14 protein-coding genes are annotated in these 14,033 nt (G+C 60.8%); 13 read left to right on the forward strand and 1 reads right to left on the reverse strand.

Annotated features, from left to right (window positions below):
* Positions 1–47 precede the first annotated feature (47 nt).
* The gene (locus H7R73_RS08285) at positions 48–995 is read right to left on the reverse strand and encodes an IS30-like element ISAs2 family transposase (RefSeq protein ID WP_019706001.1); all 948 of its coding nucleotides are present in this window, start codon (positions 993–995) and stop codon (positions 48–50) included.
* Positions 996–1,217: 222 nt separating this feature from the next.
* Here H7R73_RS08285 and H7R73_RS08290 point away from each other — a divergent pair, with 222 nt between their 5' ends.
* The 13 genes from H7R73_RS08290 (at position 1,218) to flgL (ending at position 13,937) form a co-directional block, all read left to right on the forward strand.
* On the forward strand, positions 1,218–2,129 hold the full coding sequence (locus H7R73_RS08290; protein ID WP_182951632.1) for a chemotaxis protein CheV: 912 nt from the start codon (positions 1,218–1,220) through the stop codon (positions 2,127–2,129).
* 17 nt (positions 2,130–2,146) lie between these two features.
* Positions 2,147–2,971: a CheR family methyltransferase gene (locus H7R73_RS08295; protein WP_010675295.1), complete on the forward strand. Its 825-nt coding sequence runs from the start codon at positions 2,147–2,149 to the stop codon at positions 2,969–2,971.
* Positions 2,972–3,032: 61 nt separating this feature from the next.
* The gene (gene flgB, locus H7R73_RS08300; RefSeq protein ID WP_010675294.1) at positions 3,033–3,434 is read left to right on the forward strand and encodes a flagellar basal body rod protein FlgB; all 402 of its coding nucleotides are present in this window, start codon (positions 3,033–3,035) and stop codon (positions 3,432–3,434) included.
* Positions 3,431–3,850 carry a flagellar basal body rod protein FlgC gene (gene flgC, locus H7R73_RS08305; protein ID WP_005329775.1) on the forward strand — a complete coding sequence of 140 codons (420 nt, stop codon included), beginning with the start codon at positions 3,431–3,433 and terminating at the stop codon, positions 3,848–3,850. Before flgB ends, flgC begins: the two co-directional genes overlap by 4 nt.
* A 90-nt stretch (positions 3,851–3,940) precedes the next feature.
* On the forward strand, positions 3,941–4,678 hold the full coding sequence (locus H7R73_RS08310; RefSeq protein WP_042017540.1) for a flagellar hook assembly protein FlgD: 738 nt from the start codon (positions 3,941–3,943) through the stop codon (positions 4,676–4,678).
* Between the two features lie 10 nt (positions 4,679–4,688).
* Positions 4,689–6,035 (forward strand): flagellar hook protein FlgE, encoded by a 1,347-nt coding sequence (flgE, locus tag H7R73_RS08315; RefSeq protein WP_039040233.1) that lies wholly within the window; start codon positions 4,689–4,691, stop codon positions 6,033–6,035.
* A gap of 146 nt (positions 6,036–6,181) precedes the next feature.
* Complete coding sequence (gene flgF, locus H7R73_RS08320; RefSeq protein ID WP_039040234.1) at positions 6,182–6,928, forward strand: flagellar basal-body rod protein FlgF; 747 nt, start codon at positions 6,182–6,184, stop codon at positions 6,926–6,928.
* A 14-nt stretch (positions 6,929–6,942) separates the two neighbouring features.
* A complete protein-coding gene (flgG, locus tag H7R73_RS08325) occupies positions 6,943–7,731 on the forward strand; it encodes a flagellar basal-body rod protein FlgG (RefSeq protein ID WP_010675290.1) in 789 nt (262 codons plus the stop codon).
* Positions 7,732–7,747: 16 nt separating this feature from the next.
* Positions 7,748–8,419, forward strand: coding sequence for a flagellar basal body L-ring protein FlgH (gene flgH, locus H7R73_RS08330; protein WP_010675289.1), 672 nt, complete (start codon positions 7,748–7,750; stop codon positions 8,417–8,419).
* Between the two features lie 60 nt (positions 8,420–8,479).
* Complete coding sequence (locus tag H7R73_RS08335; protein ID WP_010675288.1) at positions 8,480–9,577, forward strand: flagellar basal body P-ring protein FlgI; 1,098 nt, start codon at positions 8,480–8,482, stop codon at positions 9,575–9,577.
* Between the two features lie 46 nt (positions 9,578–9,623).
* Entirely contained in the window at positions 9,624–10,724 is a 1,101-nt protein-coding gene (gene flgJ, locus H7R73_RS08340; protein ID WP_182951633.1) for a flagellar assembly peptidoglycan hydrolase FlgJ, read from the forward strand.
* 3 nt (positions 10,725–10,727) lie between these two features.
* The gene (flgK, locus tag H7R73_RS08345) at positions 10,728–12,725 is read left to right on the forward strand and encodes a flagellar hook-associated protein FlgK (protein WP_161653624.1); all 1,998 of its coding nucleotides are present in this window, start codon (positions 10,728–10,730) and stop codon (positions 12,723–12,725) included.
* Between the two features lie 3 nt (positions 12,726–12,728).
* Positions 12,729–13,937, forward strand: a complete 1,209-nt coding sequence (gene flgL / locus H7R73_RS08350; RefSeq protein ID WP_010675285.1) for a flagellar hook-associated protein FlgL — start codon at positions 12,729–12,731, stop codon at positions 13,935–13,937.
* The last annotated feature ends 96 nt before the right edge of the window (positions 13,938–14,033 follow it).

Here is a 14,033-nt window from a genome sequence, read left to right on the forward strand (position 1 = left end):
GTATACCACCGTAGTTCGCGAATTCAACTTCGAAGTGCGACACTCGCCTATGCCGCCTGACGGTACTCTTCGAATACCTTGACAGGCTGCCTGAATCCGAGACATTTCCGAGGTCGTAGGTTGAGCCACTGCTCCGCTCTCCTGACATCCTCGTCCGTGACCTCTCTCAGGTCTGTTCCCTTTGGGATAAACTGCCTCAACAGCCCATTGCTGTTCTCGTTCAGACCGCGCTCCCACGAAGAGTAAGGGTGCGCAAAGTAAGTCTCGGCACCCAGCGCTTCCTCTATCGCCTTGTGTTCGGCAAACTCGCCGCCGTTGTCAAAGGTGATGGTATGCACCTGCTCGATGTAGGGCGTTAACATCTCGATTATCGCATCCCGCACCACCCCAGCCTGTTTGCTCGCGACCCGCTTGACCAGATAGAGCCGGCTCTTGCGCTCCACCAGGGTGACCAGTGCACCTGTGCCTTGCTTGCCCAGCACCGTGTCCGCCTCCCAATCACCGAGCCGCTCCCGGCTATCGACGATAGCCGGCCGTTCATCAATAGAGCGGGCTTCCTTGATGGGAGAACGCAGGCTGCTCGCCCCCTTGCGGTAGCGCTTGTGGCCCTGGCGCAGATGGCGGTACAACTGGCCACCCCGGGCTTTGTCGGCGGCCACATGGCGGTATATCCACTCGTGACTCACCATGAGGCCTATCTGCTTGCCCACCGCGCTTATCTGCTCCGGGCTCCACCACCAGGCGAGTGTCAGCTCGACAAACTGGATGACATCGGCAGATAGCCGAGATTTGGCCGCACTGGCCCGTCGGTGGGTGGCGTGCTGATGCGCATTGTCTGGCTGGTAGCCCTGCGGCCCGGCGTTACGACGCAGCTCCCGGTAGAGGGTGGAGCGATGAACGCCAATGGCGCGTGCGGTGGCAAGGATGGACATCCCCTGTGCGCGAAGCACCGATAACTGGTATCGTTGCCCCTCGGTCAACTGCTGATAGCTCATGGTGATACTGCTTTTACTTTGGCGAGCAGAAGGGTACCACCAATCAGCAGTTGGCCACCTCTCGCCATTCATCCATGAGTGTCGCACTTATTATCTGAATTCCCGGTTAACTATGCTTGCTCCAGAATTATTCGGTTGTTGAAACAACGATGATCTGATGCAAGCCAATGTGCATGCATAATGACATGCACGATCAGTGCCAAGCATTTTTAGGGAGTGTTTATGGCGAGTATTCTGGACTCGGTCAACCAGCGAACCCAGCTAGTGGGACAAAACAGGCTGGAGCTGCTGTTGTTTCGTCTCAATGGACGTCAAAGATTTGGCATCAACGTATTCAAGGTACGCGAGGTGCTGCAGTGTCCCCCTCTGACCGTCATGCCCAAGCTCAACTCCTGCATTCGCGGCGTGGCACATATCCGTGGCCAGACCATCTCGGTGATCGATCTCAGCATGGCGATGGGCAAGCGCCCCATCCAGGACCTTTCCAAGTGCTTCATCATCATCTCCGAGTACAACCGTTCCATTCAGGGGTTCCTGGTCCACTCGGTCGAGCGCATCATCAACATGAACTGGGAGTCCATCCTGCCGCCACCCAAAGGGGCAGGTCGCATCAACTACATGACGGCGGTGACCGAGGTAGATGGTGAGCTGGTGGAGATCCTGGACGTGGAGCGCATTCTCAACGAGATCTCGCCGGTCTCCACCGAGGTGTCCACCGAACTGGTGGAAGCAAGCGTGAAGCGCAATCCTCACGGGCGTCCCGTGCTGGTTGCGGACGACTCTTCGGTTGCGCGCAAGCAGGTTCAACGGGCACTGGAGGCTATCGGGGTGCAGTGCGTGCTGGCCAAGGATGGACGGGAAGCGCTCAACATGTTGCTGGAGATGTCCAAGAACGGTCCCATCAAGGATCAGATAGCCCTGGTCATTTCGGACATCGAGATGCCGGAGATGGACGGTTATACCTTCACCGCCGAGATCCGCAACAATCCCAACCTCAAGGATTTGCATGTTATCCTGCACACTTCCCTCAGTGGGGTGTTCAATCAGGCCATGGTGCAGAAAGTCGGAGCGAACAATTTCATTGCCAAATTCCAGCCGGATGAATTGGCCAAGGCCGTACAAGGCGCTCTCTAATCAAGAAGAACAACTGCATGAAGACACTTTCGGACGACTTATACAGGCAATTCAGCAATTTTCTGGCGCAACAGAGCGGCATAGTGCTGGGTGACAACAAACAGTATCTGGTCAAGAGCCGCCTGTCGCCCTTGATGACTCAGTTTGGTATCGAGAGTCTGTCTGATCTGGTCACCCGGGCGATGAGCGTGCGCGAGCGGGAGCTCAAGATGGCGGTGGTCGATGCCATGACCACCAACGAGACCCTGTGGTTTCGCGATACCTATCCGTTCCAGCTGCTGAGCGACAAGATTTTCCCGGAGCTTGGCAAGAGCGGTCGTCCCATCAAGATATGGTCTGCCGCCTCTTCATCCGGGCAGGAACCCTACTCCATCGCCATGACGGCGCTGGAGCAGCAAGTCAAGCGGCCGGGTACCTTGCCGGGCGGGGTGCAGATAGTGGGTACCGATATCTCCAGCACCATGCTCAACCAGTGCAAGGAGGGGGTCTACGACAGCCTGGCGCTGGCTCGCGGGCTCTCCCCCGAGCGCAAGCGACTCTTTTTCGAACCCTGTGGCGACAACAAGATGCGGGTGGTGGAGCGTGTCAGAAAATTGACCAGCTTCCGTCCCCTCAACCTGCTGGAGAGCTACAGCCTGCTCGGCAAGTTTGACATCATCTTCTGCCGCAACGTGCTCATCTACTTTGCGCCCGAAGTGAAATCCAAGATCCTCAACCAGTTCGCCAGCAGCCTCAATCCTGGCGGCTACCTGATGCTGGGGGCCTCTGAGTCTCTGGCCGGCCTCACCGACAAGTTCGAGATGATCCGCTGCAACCCCGGCATCGTCTACAAGGTCAAATAACCCCGCTCAATACCCTCTTGGCACACCTCTTGCTAAATATTCATGAAGCAGGAGGTGTGCTATGGCAATTTCATTCGACAAGGCATTCGGTGTTCATCAGTACACGCTGAGCGTGCGCGCCAAGCGTGCCGAGGTGTTGTCCAGCAACATCGCCAATGCGGACACGCCGGGCTTCAAGGCCCGTGACATCGACTTCTCACAGGCGTTGCAGGATGCCCAGGGCCAGCAAGGGTTCGGGCTCAGCACCACCAGCGAGAAGCACTTCGCCTTGCAGATGGATACCCCGGGCACGACCCAGTACCGCAATCCCCTGCAACCGGATACCGGTGACGGCAACACGGTGGACGTGCAGCAGGAGCGCAGCGAGTTCCTGCGCAACAGCCTCGAATACCAGGCCTCCCTTGAATTCATGAACAGCAAGATAAGCGGCCTGCTCAAGGCACTGAAAGGAGAGCAAGGATGAGTTTGTTCAAGGTCTTTGACATTGCAGGCTCTGCCATGAGCGCGCAGTCCGTTCGCCTCAACACGGTGGCGAGCAACATGGCCAACGCTGACAGTGTCAGCTCCAGCGTGGAAAAAACTTACCACGCCAGGCGGCCAGTCTTTGCCGCCCAGCTGGATCAGGCCATGTCCGACAAGCAGGCCTCGGTCGGGGTGGATGTGAAGGGCATCGTCGAGAGTGATGCGCCCCTGCTCAAGGAGTACAACCCGAATCACCCCATGGCGGACAAGGATGGCTTCATCTTCAAGCCGAACGTCAACATGGTGGAAGAGATGGCGGACATGATAGCGGCGTCGCGCAGCTACCAGACCAACGTCCAGGTGGCCGATGCGGCCAAGAAAATGTTGCAGCAGACCCTGGGTCTGGGCAAGTCCTGACAGAGGTGAACCCGGATGAGAGTGACCCGTGATCGCCTGCCAGGCGGCAACAATCGGCCCAGTGGGCACGCCCTAGAGGGGGGAGCATAAGTGGCAGATACCTATGACAGCCTGCTGGGTGTCAACCGGACGACGTCGGCCCAGACCAGTACGGCCAACACCAGTACCCAGAAAAAGGAGCTGGATCAGGAGTCCTTCCTGAAGCTGCTGACCATGCAGCTCTCCTATCAGGATCCGTTCAAACCGGTGGACAACGCCCAGATGCTTTCCCAGATGACCTCGATGTCGACGTCTCAGGGGATCAGCAGTCTCTCCACCCAGATGGAGAGCCTCAACAGCCTGATGACCTCCAGCCAGGCGCTGCAGGCCTCCGCGCTGGTGGGGCAGAACGTGCTGATCCCGTCCAACACGGGTTACGTGGAGAAGGGGGGCACCCTCACGGGGGTCATCGCCACCGGCGATGGCGGCAGCAACATCAAGGTGACGGTGAAGGACGAGAGCGGCCAGGTCATCAGGGAGTTCGCCATCGAAGGGAGCCACAAGGGGAACGTGGCCTTCGAATGGGATGGCAAGGACAAGTCCGGCAACGAGGCCAAGAGCGGCAAGTATTCGATAGAGGCGCATGCCACCGTCGACGGCAAGTCGGAGAGCGTCCCCGCCCTGACTTACGCCAAGGTGGAGAGCGTCACCCTGGGAACGAGCACCAACCCCAGCACCCTCAAACTCAAGGGACTGGGTGGCATCTACCTGACCGATGTATTGGAAATTGGCGCGACGACCGGCAAGACCACCACCCAGTCGGCTTCGTCCTCTAACGCAGTGATCTAAGGAGAAAGACATGTCATTCAACAATGCCCTCAGCGGCATCAATGCGGCTCAAAAAGACCTGAACGTCACCGCGAACAACATTGCCAACGTCAATACCACCGGCTTCAAGGAGTCCCGTGCCGAGTTTGCCGACGTCTACGCCAACTCCATCTTCGTCAACGCCAAGACCCAGGTCGGCAACGGGGTGGCGACTGGCGCTGTGGCCCAGCAGTTCCACCAGGGCGCGCTGCAATTCACCAACAACGCGCTGGATCTCGCCATCCAGGGCAACGGCTTCTTCGTGACCTCGGACGGCCTGACCAACCTGGATCGCACCTACACCCGTGCGGGCGCCTTCAAGCTCAATGAAAGCAGCTACATGGTCAGCAACTCCGGCGGTTATCTGCAAGGGTACGAGATCAACTCTGACGGCACCCCCAAGGCGGTGAGCATCAACGCTACCAAGCCCATCCAGATCCCGGACAAGGCCGGTGAGCCGGTGCAGACCACGACGGTCGAGGCTGGTTTCAACCTGCCTTCCAGCACGAAAACGCTGATGGATGTCAATGCCTCCAAATTCGATCCCACGGACTCGACCACCTACTCCTCCTCTACTTCCGTGGTGGTCTATGACTCCCTGGGCGAGCCACACACGATCACCCAGTACTTCACCAAGGAAGCGGATCCGGCCGATCCTACCCAAGCGGCGGTGCCGACTGCCTGGCGTATGTACCTCTATGAAGGGGACAAGCCCATCGACATCGTAGGCGGTACGGCCACCACCATGGCGACCGGTCTGAGCCAGGCTCCCCTGAGCGCCCGGGTGACCTTCGATGCCTCCGGCAAGATGGTCACACCCACCACCCCGGCGGTCATCAAGACGGAACCCCTGGGGGCGACAGGGGCTGGTATCATCACCAATGGCGCCGATGGCACCCAGGAGATTGAGTTCAAGCTTGGTACCGTGACCCAGTACGCCTCCCCCTTTGAAGTGAGCAAGCTGACCCAGGACGGCTCCACCGTCGGTCGCCTGACCAAGGTGGAGATCGGGGCGGATGGCATTGTCTCCGCCACTTACAGCAACGCCACCACCGTCAAGGTGGCCATGGTGGCCATGGCGAAGTTTGCCAATGCCCAGGGGCTCACCCAGGTCGGCGACACCTCCTGGCGCCAGTCCCTGCTCTCTGGCGATGCTTTGCCCGGCACCCCGAACTCCGGCACGTTCGGCTCCATCAAGTCGTCGGCGCTGGAGCAGTCCAACGTGGACCTCACTACCGAGCTGGTCGATCTCATCACTGCCCAGCGCAACTTCCAGGCGAACTCCCGTTCCCTGGAAGTGAACAGCTCCCTGCAGCAGAACATATTGCAGATCCGCTAAGACGGCGGGTAGTTGGCAGGGGCGCTTTGGCGCCCCTTGTCATTTCCGTCCCGCCTCATTTCCTCCTTTCATTCCGTCTTCGTCATCTCTCTTGGCATTCAACTTGCAGTTGAGCTGTGAGAGTCATCTGTTTGACGGAGGATCCCATGGATCACCTGCTTTACATCGCCATGTCCGGGGCCAAGGAGAACATGAACAGCCTGGCTGTTCGTGGCAACAACCTTGCCAACGCCAACACCATTGGCTTCAAGTCCGACTTCGAGCAGGCGCGCAGCATGCAGGCGTTTGGTGAAGGGCTGCCCACGCGGGTGTTCGCCATGACCGAGCGGCCGGGCCAGAACCTGCAGCACGGCATGCTGATGACCACGGGTCGGGATCTTGACGTTGCCGTCGATGGGCCAGGCTGGATTGCGGTGCAGGATCCCAACGGCGCGGAAGCCTATACCCGCATGGGCAACCTGCAGCTCAATGCCACCGGCAATCTGCAGACTTCCACCGGTCTGAATGTGGTGGATGATGCCGGTCAGCCCATCGTGCTGCCCCTGCCCATGGAGAAAATTGAGATCAATCGTGACGGTACCATCAGCGGCCGCCCCGAGGGGGCAGCCGCCAACCTGCCGGAAGATTTCCAGCGCATCAAGCTGGTCAACCCGGCGGCAGATGCGGTGGAGAAAGGCCAGGACGGTCTGTTTCGCCGCAAGGATGGCCAGAGTGAGGCCGCGTCTGCGGATGTGGGCCTGATCGCCGGCTCCCTCGAGGGGAGCAACGTCAACGTGGTCGACGAGATGACCAACCTTATTCGCTTGCAACGTCAGTTTGAAACTCAGGTCAAGATCATGAAGACCGCCGAGGAGAACGACGAGGCACAAACCCAGCTGCTGCGTATCAGCTAATCAAGGAGCACCCCATGAATCCTGCACTCTGGATCAGCAAGACTGGCCTCGATGCCCAGCAGACCAACATCTCGGTCACCTCGAACAACCTGGCGAACGCCAGCACAGTGGGCTACAAGAAGGCGCGGGCCATCTTCGAGGATCTGCTTTATCAGAATATCAACCAGCCTGGCGGTCGCTCCTCGGCGGACACAGAGCTCCCTTCCGGCCTGATGCTGGGGGCGGGGGCCAAGGTGGTCGCCACCCAGAAAAACCACAGTCAGGGCAACGTCCAGACCACGGACAACTCCCTTGATCTGATGATCAGCGGCCGCGGCTACTTCGAAATCCAGCTGCCCGATGGCAGCGCCGCCTATACCCGTAACGGCCAGTTCACCCTGAACGACGAGGGGACCATCGTCACCCCGGGCAACGGTTACCCGCTGCAACCGGAGATCCAGATCCCCGAGAACGCCCAGAGCGTCACCGTGGGGGAGGATGGCCAGGTCTCCGTCCAGCTCAAGGGGGATGGCCAATCCCAGGTGGTGGGCCAGATCAACACCACGGACTTCGTCAACCCCACCGGCCTGCAGCCCATGGGGGAGAACCTCTTCCTCGAGACCCAGTCCAGCGGCGCACCCATTCAGGGGACTGCCGGTGCGGACGGGCTGGGGGTGATCAAGCAGGGGATGCTGGAGACCTCCAACGTCAACGTGACCGAGGAGCTGGTGAATCTCATCCAGGCTCAGCGGGTCTACGAGATGAACTCCAAGGTCATCTCCGCCGTCGACTCCATGATGTCCTTCCTGACCCAGCGGACCTGATGAAAGGAGTGTCATGATGAAAGCCATATGGATGCTGGGACTGCTGACGCTGGCGGGTTGTACCAGTACCCCCAATACCGCCAAACCGGATGACCCGGATTTCGCCCCCGTCTACGGGGAGTCGGAGCCGGTGTCGGTGCGCCCGACCGGCGCCATCTTCCAGCCCGAGCAGGTCAACGGCATCTACTCGGACATCAAGGCGCACCGGGTGGGTGACATCATCACCATCCAGTTGGCGGAGTCGACCTCGGCGTCGAAAAAGGCCAACACCCAGAGCGGCAAGGACAACAAGCTGGCGCTCGACCCCGTCACCCTGGGTGGGGTGCCGGTCACGGCGGGGCCCTACGATCTGTCGGCCTCCATCGGCCAGAACAGTGCATTCAAGGGGCAGGCCAAGGCGGATCAGAGCAACAGCCTGCAGGGCAACATCTCGGTCAGCGTGGTCAAGGTACTGCCAAACGGCAACCTGCTGGTGCGCGGCGAGAAGTGGATCATGCTCAACAATGGCAACGAATACATCCGTATCACCGGTCTGGTGCGCCCGGAGGACGTGAGCTCGGAAAACAGCGTCTCCTCCCAGCGGGTGGCCAATGCGCGTATCTATTACGGCGGTACCGGGGATCTGGCGAACACCCAGGAACAGGGCTGGCTCACCAGCTTCTTCAACGGCCCCTGGTGGCCCATTTAAGACTCAAGAGTCCGGGGCGTTCACGGGCCCTGGATCAGGAAGGTTTTGTTAGGAGATGTCATGAACCGATTCCGTCTGCTTGCCCTGCTGTGCTGCCTGCTGCCCTTCGGGCTGGCGCACGCATCCCGCATCAAGGACCTCGCCTCGGTGGAAGGAGTGCGCAGCAACCAGCTGATCGGTTACGGTCTGGTGGTGGGCCTGCCCGGCACGGGGGAGAAGAACAACGCCTTCACCGAGCAGACCTTCAGGACCATGCTCAACAACTTCGGCATCAAGGTGCCTGACAACATCAAGCCCAAGATCAAGGACGTGGCACCGGTAGCCATCCACGCGGATCTGCCCCCCTTCTCCAAGCCGGGTCAGACCATAGACGTCACCGTCTCCGCCATCGGCGAGGCGAAGAGCCTGCGTGGCGGCACCCTGCTCCAGACCTTCCTGAAAGGGCTGGATGGCCGCGTCTATGCGGTAGCCCAGGGCAGCCTGGTGGTCGGTGGCCTCGGGGCCGAAGGGGCGGACGGCTCCAAGGTGGTGGTGAACACGCCCACAGTGGGGCGCATTGCCAACGGGGCGACCGTGGAGCGGGAGGTTCCCAACTCCTTCAGCCAGGGCGACACCATCACCTTCAACCTGAACCGGCCGGACTTCACCACCGCCCGCCGTCTGGCGGACGTGGTCAACGATCTGGTGGGTCCGAACACCGCCCAGGCGATGGACGCCACCTCCATCAAGGTATTCGCACCGCGGGATCCGGCCCAGCGGGTCTCCTACCTCTCCACCATCGAGAACCTGGAAGTGGACCCGGCGAGCGAGTCCGCCAAGATCATCGTGAATTCGCGCACCGGGACCATCGTCATCGGCAGCGAGGTCAAGCTGCGCCCGGCGGCCATCAGCCACGGTGGGCTGACGGTCACCATCGCCGAGAACCAGCAGGTCTCCCAACCCAATCCGCTCGCTGGCGGGCAGACGGCGGTCACCAACAACTCCACCATCAACGTGCAGCAGGATCCCGGTCGGATGTTCAAGCTCGATACCGGCGCGACCCTGGACGACCTGGTGCGGGCGGTGAACCAGGTGGGGGTCGCCCCCGGGGATCTGATGGCGATCCTGGAGGCGCTGCAGCAGGCGGGCGCGATCCAGGGCCAACTGGTCATTCTGTAATTTCGTGAACGGCAAGCGGTTGCCACGGGCGGCAAAGAGGTAGGTTATGGCAGAGTTCGACACCCAGAGCGGTATCAATATTGGCATGGTGCAGGACGTCCAGAACCTGGACAAACTGCGCCAGATGAGCCTGAGCAAGGAGGGGAAGCAAGGGGCCCTGATGGCGGCCGCCCGCCAGTTCGAATCCATCTTCACCCAGACCCTGTTCAAGGGGATGCGCCAGGCCAACTCGGTGCTCACCGAGGGCAACCCGATGAACAGCAGCTACACCCAGTTCTATGAAGGGATGCTGGACGAGCAGCGGGTTGCCGACATGTCGAGCAAGGGGGGGCTGGGCATCGCCGAGATGGTGGCCAGGCAGCTCTCACCCGAGCAGACCTTCACCCATAAGGATGGCCGGGTACTCAAGCTGCCCCAGCGTACCGAGCGGGTCTACAAGCCCTATCAACCCCCCAGTGCCTCCAACGATCTGATTGCTGCCTCCAAAGTTGGCAAAGATTTTGCTGATAACGAAATGAAGGGTGAGCTGAATGGGGCCGAGCGTCCGCTGGCCATGCCAAGACGCCCCCACCGCACCGTGCCGCCCATGGGCAGCAGCCAGAGGCCTTCGGCCCTGGATGGCAGCGCCAAGGTGTTTGACAGCCCGGAAGAGTTCGTCGACAGGCTGATGCCGCTGGCCAAGAAGGCGGCGGACAAGCTGGGGTTGAGCCCGGCGGTGCTGGTGGCCCAGGCCGCCCTTGAGAGTGGCTGGGGCAAGCGGGTGATCAAGGATGCAGACGGAAACGTGACGCACAACCTGTTCGGCATCAAGGCCGATCCGCGTTGGGAAGGCCCCAAGGCGGTGGTGAGCACCCTGGAATACGAGCAAGGGGTGGCCTCGCGCCAGAAGGCGGCGTTTCGCTCCTACGAGTCGTTCGAAGAGAGCTTCAACGACTACGTGGATTTCCTGACCTCTGGGAGTCGCTACAAGGGGGCGCTGGCCAAGGTGGACAGCCCGGAACGTTACTTCGAGGCGTTGCAGCAGGCCGGTTATGCCACCGATCCCCAGTACGCCAGGAAACTTAAACAAGTGTTGCGCAGTGATGCCATCGCCGGTTACTCGACGCCCGGCAACATTGCAGACAGGAACACAGAGATGGAGCTGTAAGCTATGGCAAGCGATCTGCTTGGAATTGGGACCTCGGGTGTGTTGGCCCAGCAGCGACTGCTGCAGACCACCAGCAACAACATAGTGAACGTCAATAGCCAGGGCTATGTACGTGAACGCACCCTGATCTACACCAATTCCGTCGGATTGGGGACGGGGGACATGGTGAGCGAGCGCATCATCAACGCCTATGCCCAGGCCGAGGTGCGCCGGGATACGTCCGCCTATCAGGCGGCCAACACCCGCTACGATCAACTGTTCCGGCTCGACAGCCTGCTCGGTGATGCCAGCAACAGCGTGGGGACCACCATCACCTCCTATTTCAAGGCTTTCCACACCGCCAACGAGTCACCGTCCGAGATCGGGGGGCGCAAGACGACCCTGAGTGAACTGAGCGGCATGGTGGACAGATTCCATACCCTCTCCGCCCAGCTCGACAAGCAGTCCGATACCATCAACGCCACCATAGGGGACGAGACGGACAGGGTGAACAGCCTGCTGAACAGCATCAACGATCTGAACCAGGCCATCGTCCGCACCCAGGGCTCCCCTGAAGAGAACCTGATGCTGTTCGATCAGCGGGATGAGGCCATTCGCCAGCTCTCCGAGAAGATGGAGATCCGCACCGTGACCCAGCCCAATGGCAGCATGCTGGTCAACATGAGCACAGGGCACTCCCTGGTGCTCGATGGCGGCGTGGCCCAGTTCAAGGTGGTGCCGGGGGACCCGGATTCCCGTGAGCCTTCCCTGCAGCTGACCCTGGGCAAGAACCAGGCCAGCATCAACGACCAGGATATTGGCGGTGCCATCGGTGGCCTCTTCACCGCGCGCCGGGATCTGGAGCCCGCCAAGCGGGAGCTGGGGCAGCTGGCCGTCGCCCTGGGGGATGCCATGAACCAGCAGAACCGGCTGGGGATGGATCTCGACAACGAGCTTGGGGGGGATCTCTTCACCCTCAAGGGAAGCCAGGGGCTGCCCTACGCCAGCAACCAGGGTAACGGGGCGGCCAGCGTCAACTTCGTCCCCGGCAAGGGGAGCGAGGTCACCACCTTCGACTACGAGGTGCGGTTCAACAGCGCCACCGGTTACGAGGTATTCTCCATCGACGGTAGCGGGCAGCGTACCTCGCTCGCCACGGGGACCACGCCGCCAGCCACCTTCGAGGTGGCGGGGCACGGCATCGAAATCGATCTCTCCGGCACTCCGGTCGCGGGTGACAAGATCTTGTTGCAACCCACCCGGAATGCGGCTGCCAACCTGGAGCAGGCGATCACCCGTCCCGAGGATATCGCGCTGGCATCCCCCCTGAAGGCGGACAAGGGATCCCAGAACCTGGGCTCGGGCGAGATAACGCTGGGCGGTGTCTACAACACCGGCACGGGTTCGGGTTTTGGCACCAACACTCTGGACCCGAGTGCACCCCAGGTCATCAAGATCGACGGCAGCGGCAACTACGAGGTCTATGACAAGAACAACAACCTGCTCGGTGTGGCCCCCGCCTCCAGCAAGGGAAAGAACCTGATGGCCGCCCTCGAGAGCCCCCTGGGGGGGCCCAAGGTCTACGCCGATCCGACCCAGAGCCCGGGCTATGAGTTCAGCATCACCGGCAAGGTGGAGGCCAGCGACAGCTTCACGCTCAGCTACAACAAGGATGGCTTTGCGGACAACGCCAACGGCCTGGCGCTGGCGGAGCTGCAGAACAAGGAGCTGGTGCGCAAGAACAACAACGCCGCCACCAGCAACGACAAGATGACCTTCAACGATGCCTACTCGGGTCTGGTGAGCGGCATTGGCAACAAGACCAGCCAGGCCAAGACCCTGTTGCAGGCCAACGAGGCGAAGCTGACCCAGAGTACCGCCATCTTCGAGAGTGTCTCCGGCGTCAATCTGGAGGAGGAGGCGGCCAACCTCATCCGCTTCCAGCAGTCCTATGCGGCCTCGGCCCAGATAGTGAATACCGCCAAGACCATCTTCGACACCCTGCTCTCCTCCGTGAGGTAAGTCATGCGCATCACCACCAACATGATCTATGACCGCAATCTTGCCTCCATGAGCAAGGTGAGCGAGCGCCAGAACACCGCCTACAACCAGTTGATGACGGGGGATAAATTCTCCCGTTCCGGGGAGGACCCGGCCGGCATGAGCCAGAAGATGGCGCTGACCAAGGAGATCGATCTCTTCAAGCAGTACGGCGTCAACGGCAGCCTGCTGGAGAACAGCCTGGGCCACGAGGAGACGGTGCTCACCTCCCTCAACAACGCCATGCTGAGTGCCCAGACCCTGATCCAGAAGGCGAACAACTCCGCCATGGGCTCCGAGGAGCGCAACGCCATCGCGAGCGAACTGGAGGGGCTGCAAAAGCAGATGTTCGACCTGATGAACAGCAAGAACTCTCAGGGGGAGTACATCTTCGGCGGCAATCAGAGCAAGACCCAGCCCTTCGTCAAGGATGCCAGCGGCAACTATGTGTTTCAGGGGGACACGGGGCAGCGCAACATCCAGGTCTCTCCCACGGTGCAGATCCCGGCCAACGACTCCGGTTTCGATCTGTTCGAGATGGTGGCGACCCGGCGCACCGCCAGCGCCGCCAGTGGCAACATCCAGGTGTCGGTGGCGGATCAGGGGAACTTCGAGAGCTTCTATCGCAACAACTATGATGCTTCCCTGCCGAGCAACCAGTATGCGGTCAGCACCCTGGCCGGGCCGCCGGACACCTACGAGATCCGTGACAGCGGTGGCACCCTGCTGCAAAGCGGCGACTATGTGGCGGGCAACAAGATCCCCTTCAACGGCCTGGCGCTCACCCTCGACCTCCCTGCGGGGTCGGCGACCCAGAACTTCGTGCTGGATACCCCGAAAAACGACAACATCCTCAATGGCATGTCCGATTTCATCTCCGCCATGCGCGATCCGACCCTGTCCGAGAGCGATTTCCAGCTGGCGGTCTCCGATGCCACCACCCACATGAGCAACGCCAGAACCAAGATAGACCGGGGGCTGGGGGAGCTGGGGGGAAGGATGAACAGCCTGGAGCAGGTGATGAGCTCCAACGACGGACTCAGCACCCTGAACCAGCAGGCGCGGGCCAAGGTGTCCGAGGCGGACATGTACGAGGTGATCGCGGCCCTCTCCAAGGAGGATGCAGCCATGAGCGCCTCCCAGCTCGCCTTCAGCAAGATAAGCAAGCTGACCCTCTTCGACTATATCCGCTGACGTTCATCCGTTGACCGCAGGCTCCCCCGTGCCACGCACGGGGGAGCCTCGTTTCATGAAAGGCCCGCCGTCCGGCCAATTTGTAACAACCCGTTG

Origin of the sequence: Aeromonas sp. WP2-W18-CRE-05 (assembly GCF_014168615.1) — a bacterium.
GTDB classification, from domain to species: Bacteria; Pseudomonadota; Gammaproteobacteria; order Enterobacterales; family Aeromonadaceae; genus Aeromonas; species Aeromonas caviae.

Coding starts and splice junctions, on each gene's coding strand:
- flgF (WP_039040234.1), top strand. CDS start 6,182: ATGGATCACCTGCTTTACATCGCCATGTCCGGGGCCAAGGAGAACATG.
- H7R73_RS08290 (WP_182951632.1), top strand. CDS start 1,218: ATGGCGAGTATTCTGGACTCGGTCAACCAGCGAACCCAGCTAGTGGGA.
- flgL (WP_010675285.1), top strand. CDS start 12,729: ATGCGCATCACCACCAACATGATCTATGACCGCAATCTTGCCTCCATG.
- flgK (WP_161653624.1), top strand. CDS start 10,728: ATGGCAAGCGATCTGCTTGGAATTGGGACCTCGGGTGTGTTGGCCCAG.
- flgC (WP_005329775.1), top strand. CDS start 3,431: ATGAGTTTGTTCAAGGTCTTTGACATTGCAGGCTCTGCCATGAGCGCG.
- H7R73_RS08295 (WP_010675295.1), top strand. CDS start 2,147: ATGAAGACACTTTCGGACGACTTATACAGGCAATTCAGCAATTTTCTG.
- H7R73_RS08335 (WP_010675288.1), top strand. CDS start 8,480: ATGAACCGATTCCGTCTGCTTGCCCTGCTGTGCTGCCTGCTGCCCTTC.
- flgJ (WP_182951633.1), top strand. CDS start 9,624: ATGGCAGAGTTCGACACCCAGAGCGGTATCAATATTGGCATGGTGCAG.
- flgE (WP_039040233.1), top strand. CDS start 4,689: ATGTCATTCAACAATGCCCTCAGCGGCATCAATGCGGCTCAAAAAGAC.
- flgB (WP_010675294.1), top strand. CDS start 3,033: ATGGCAATTTCATTCGACAAGGCATTCGGTGTTCATCAGTACACGCTG.
- flgH (WP_010675289.1), top strand. CDS start 7,748: ATGAAAGCCATATGGATGCTGGGACTGCTGACGCTGGCGGGTTGTACC.
- H7R73_RS08285 (WP_019706001.1), bottom strand. CDS start 995: ATGAGCTATCAGCAGTTGACCGAGGGGCAACGATACCAGTTATCGGTG.
- flgG (WP_010675290.1), top strand. CDS start 6,943: ATGAATCCTGCACTCTGGATCAGCAAGACTGGCCTCGATGCCCAGCAG.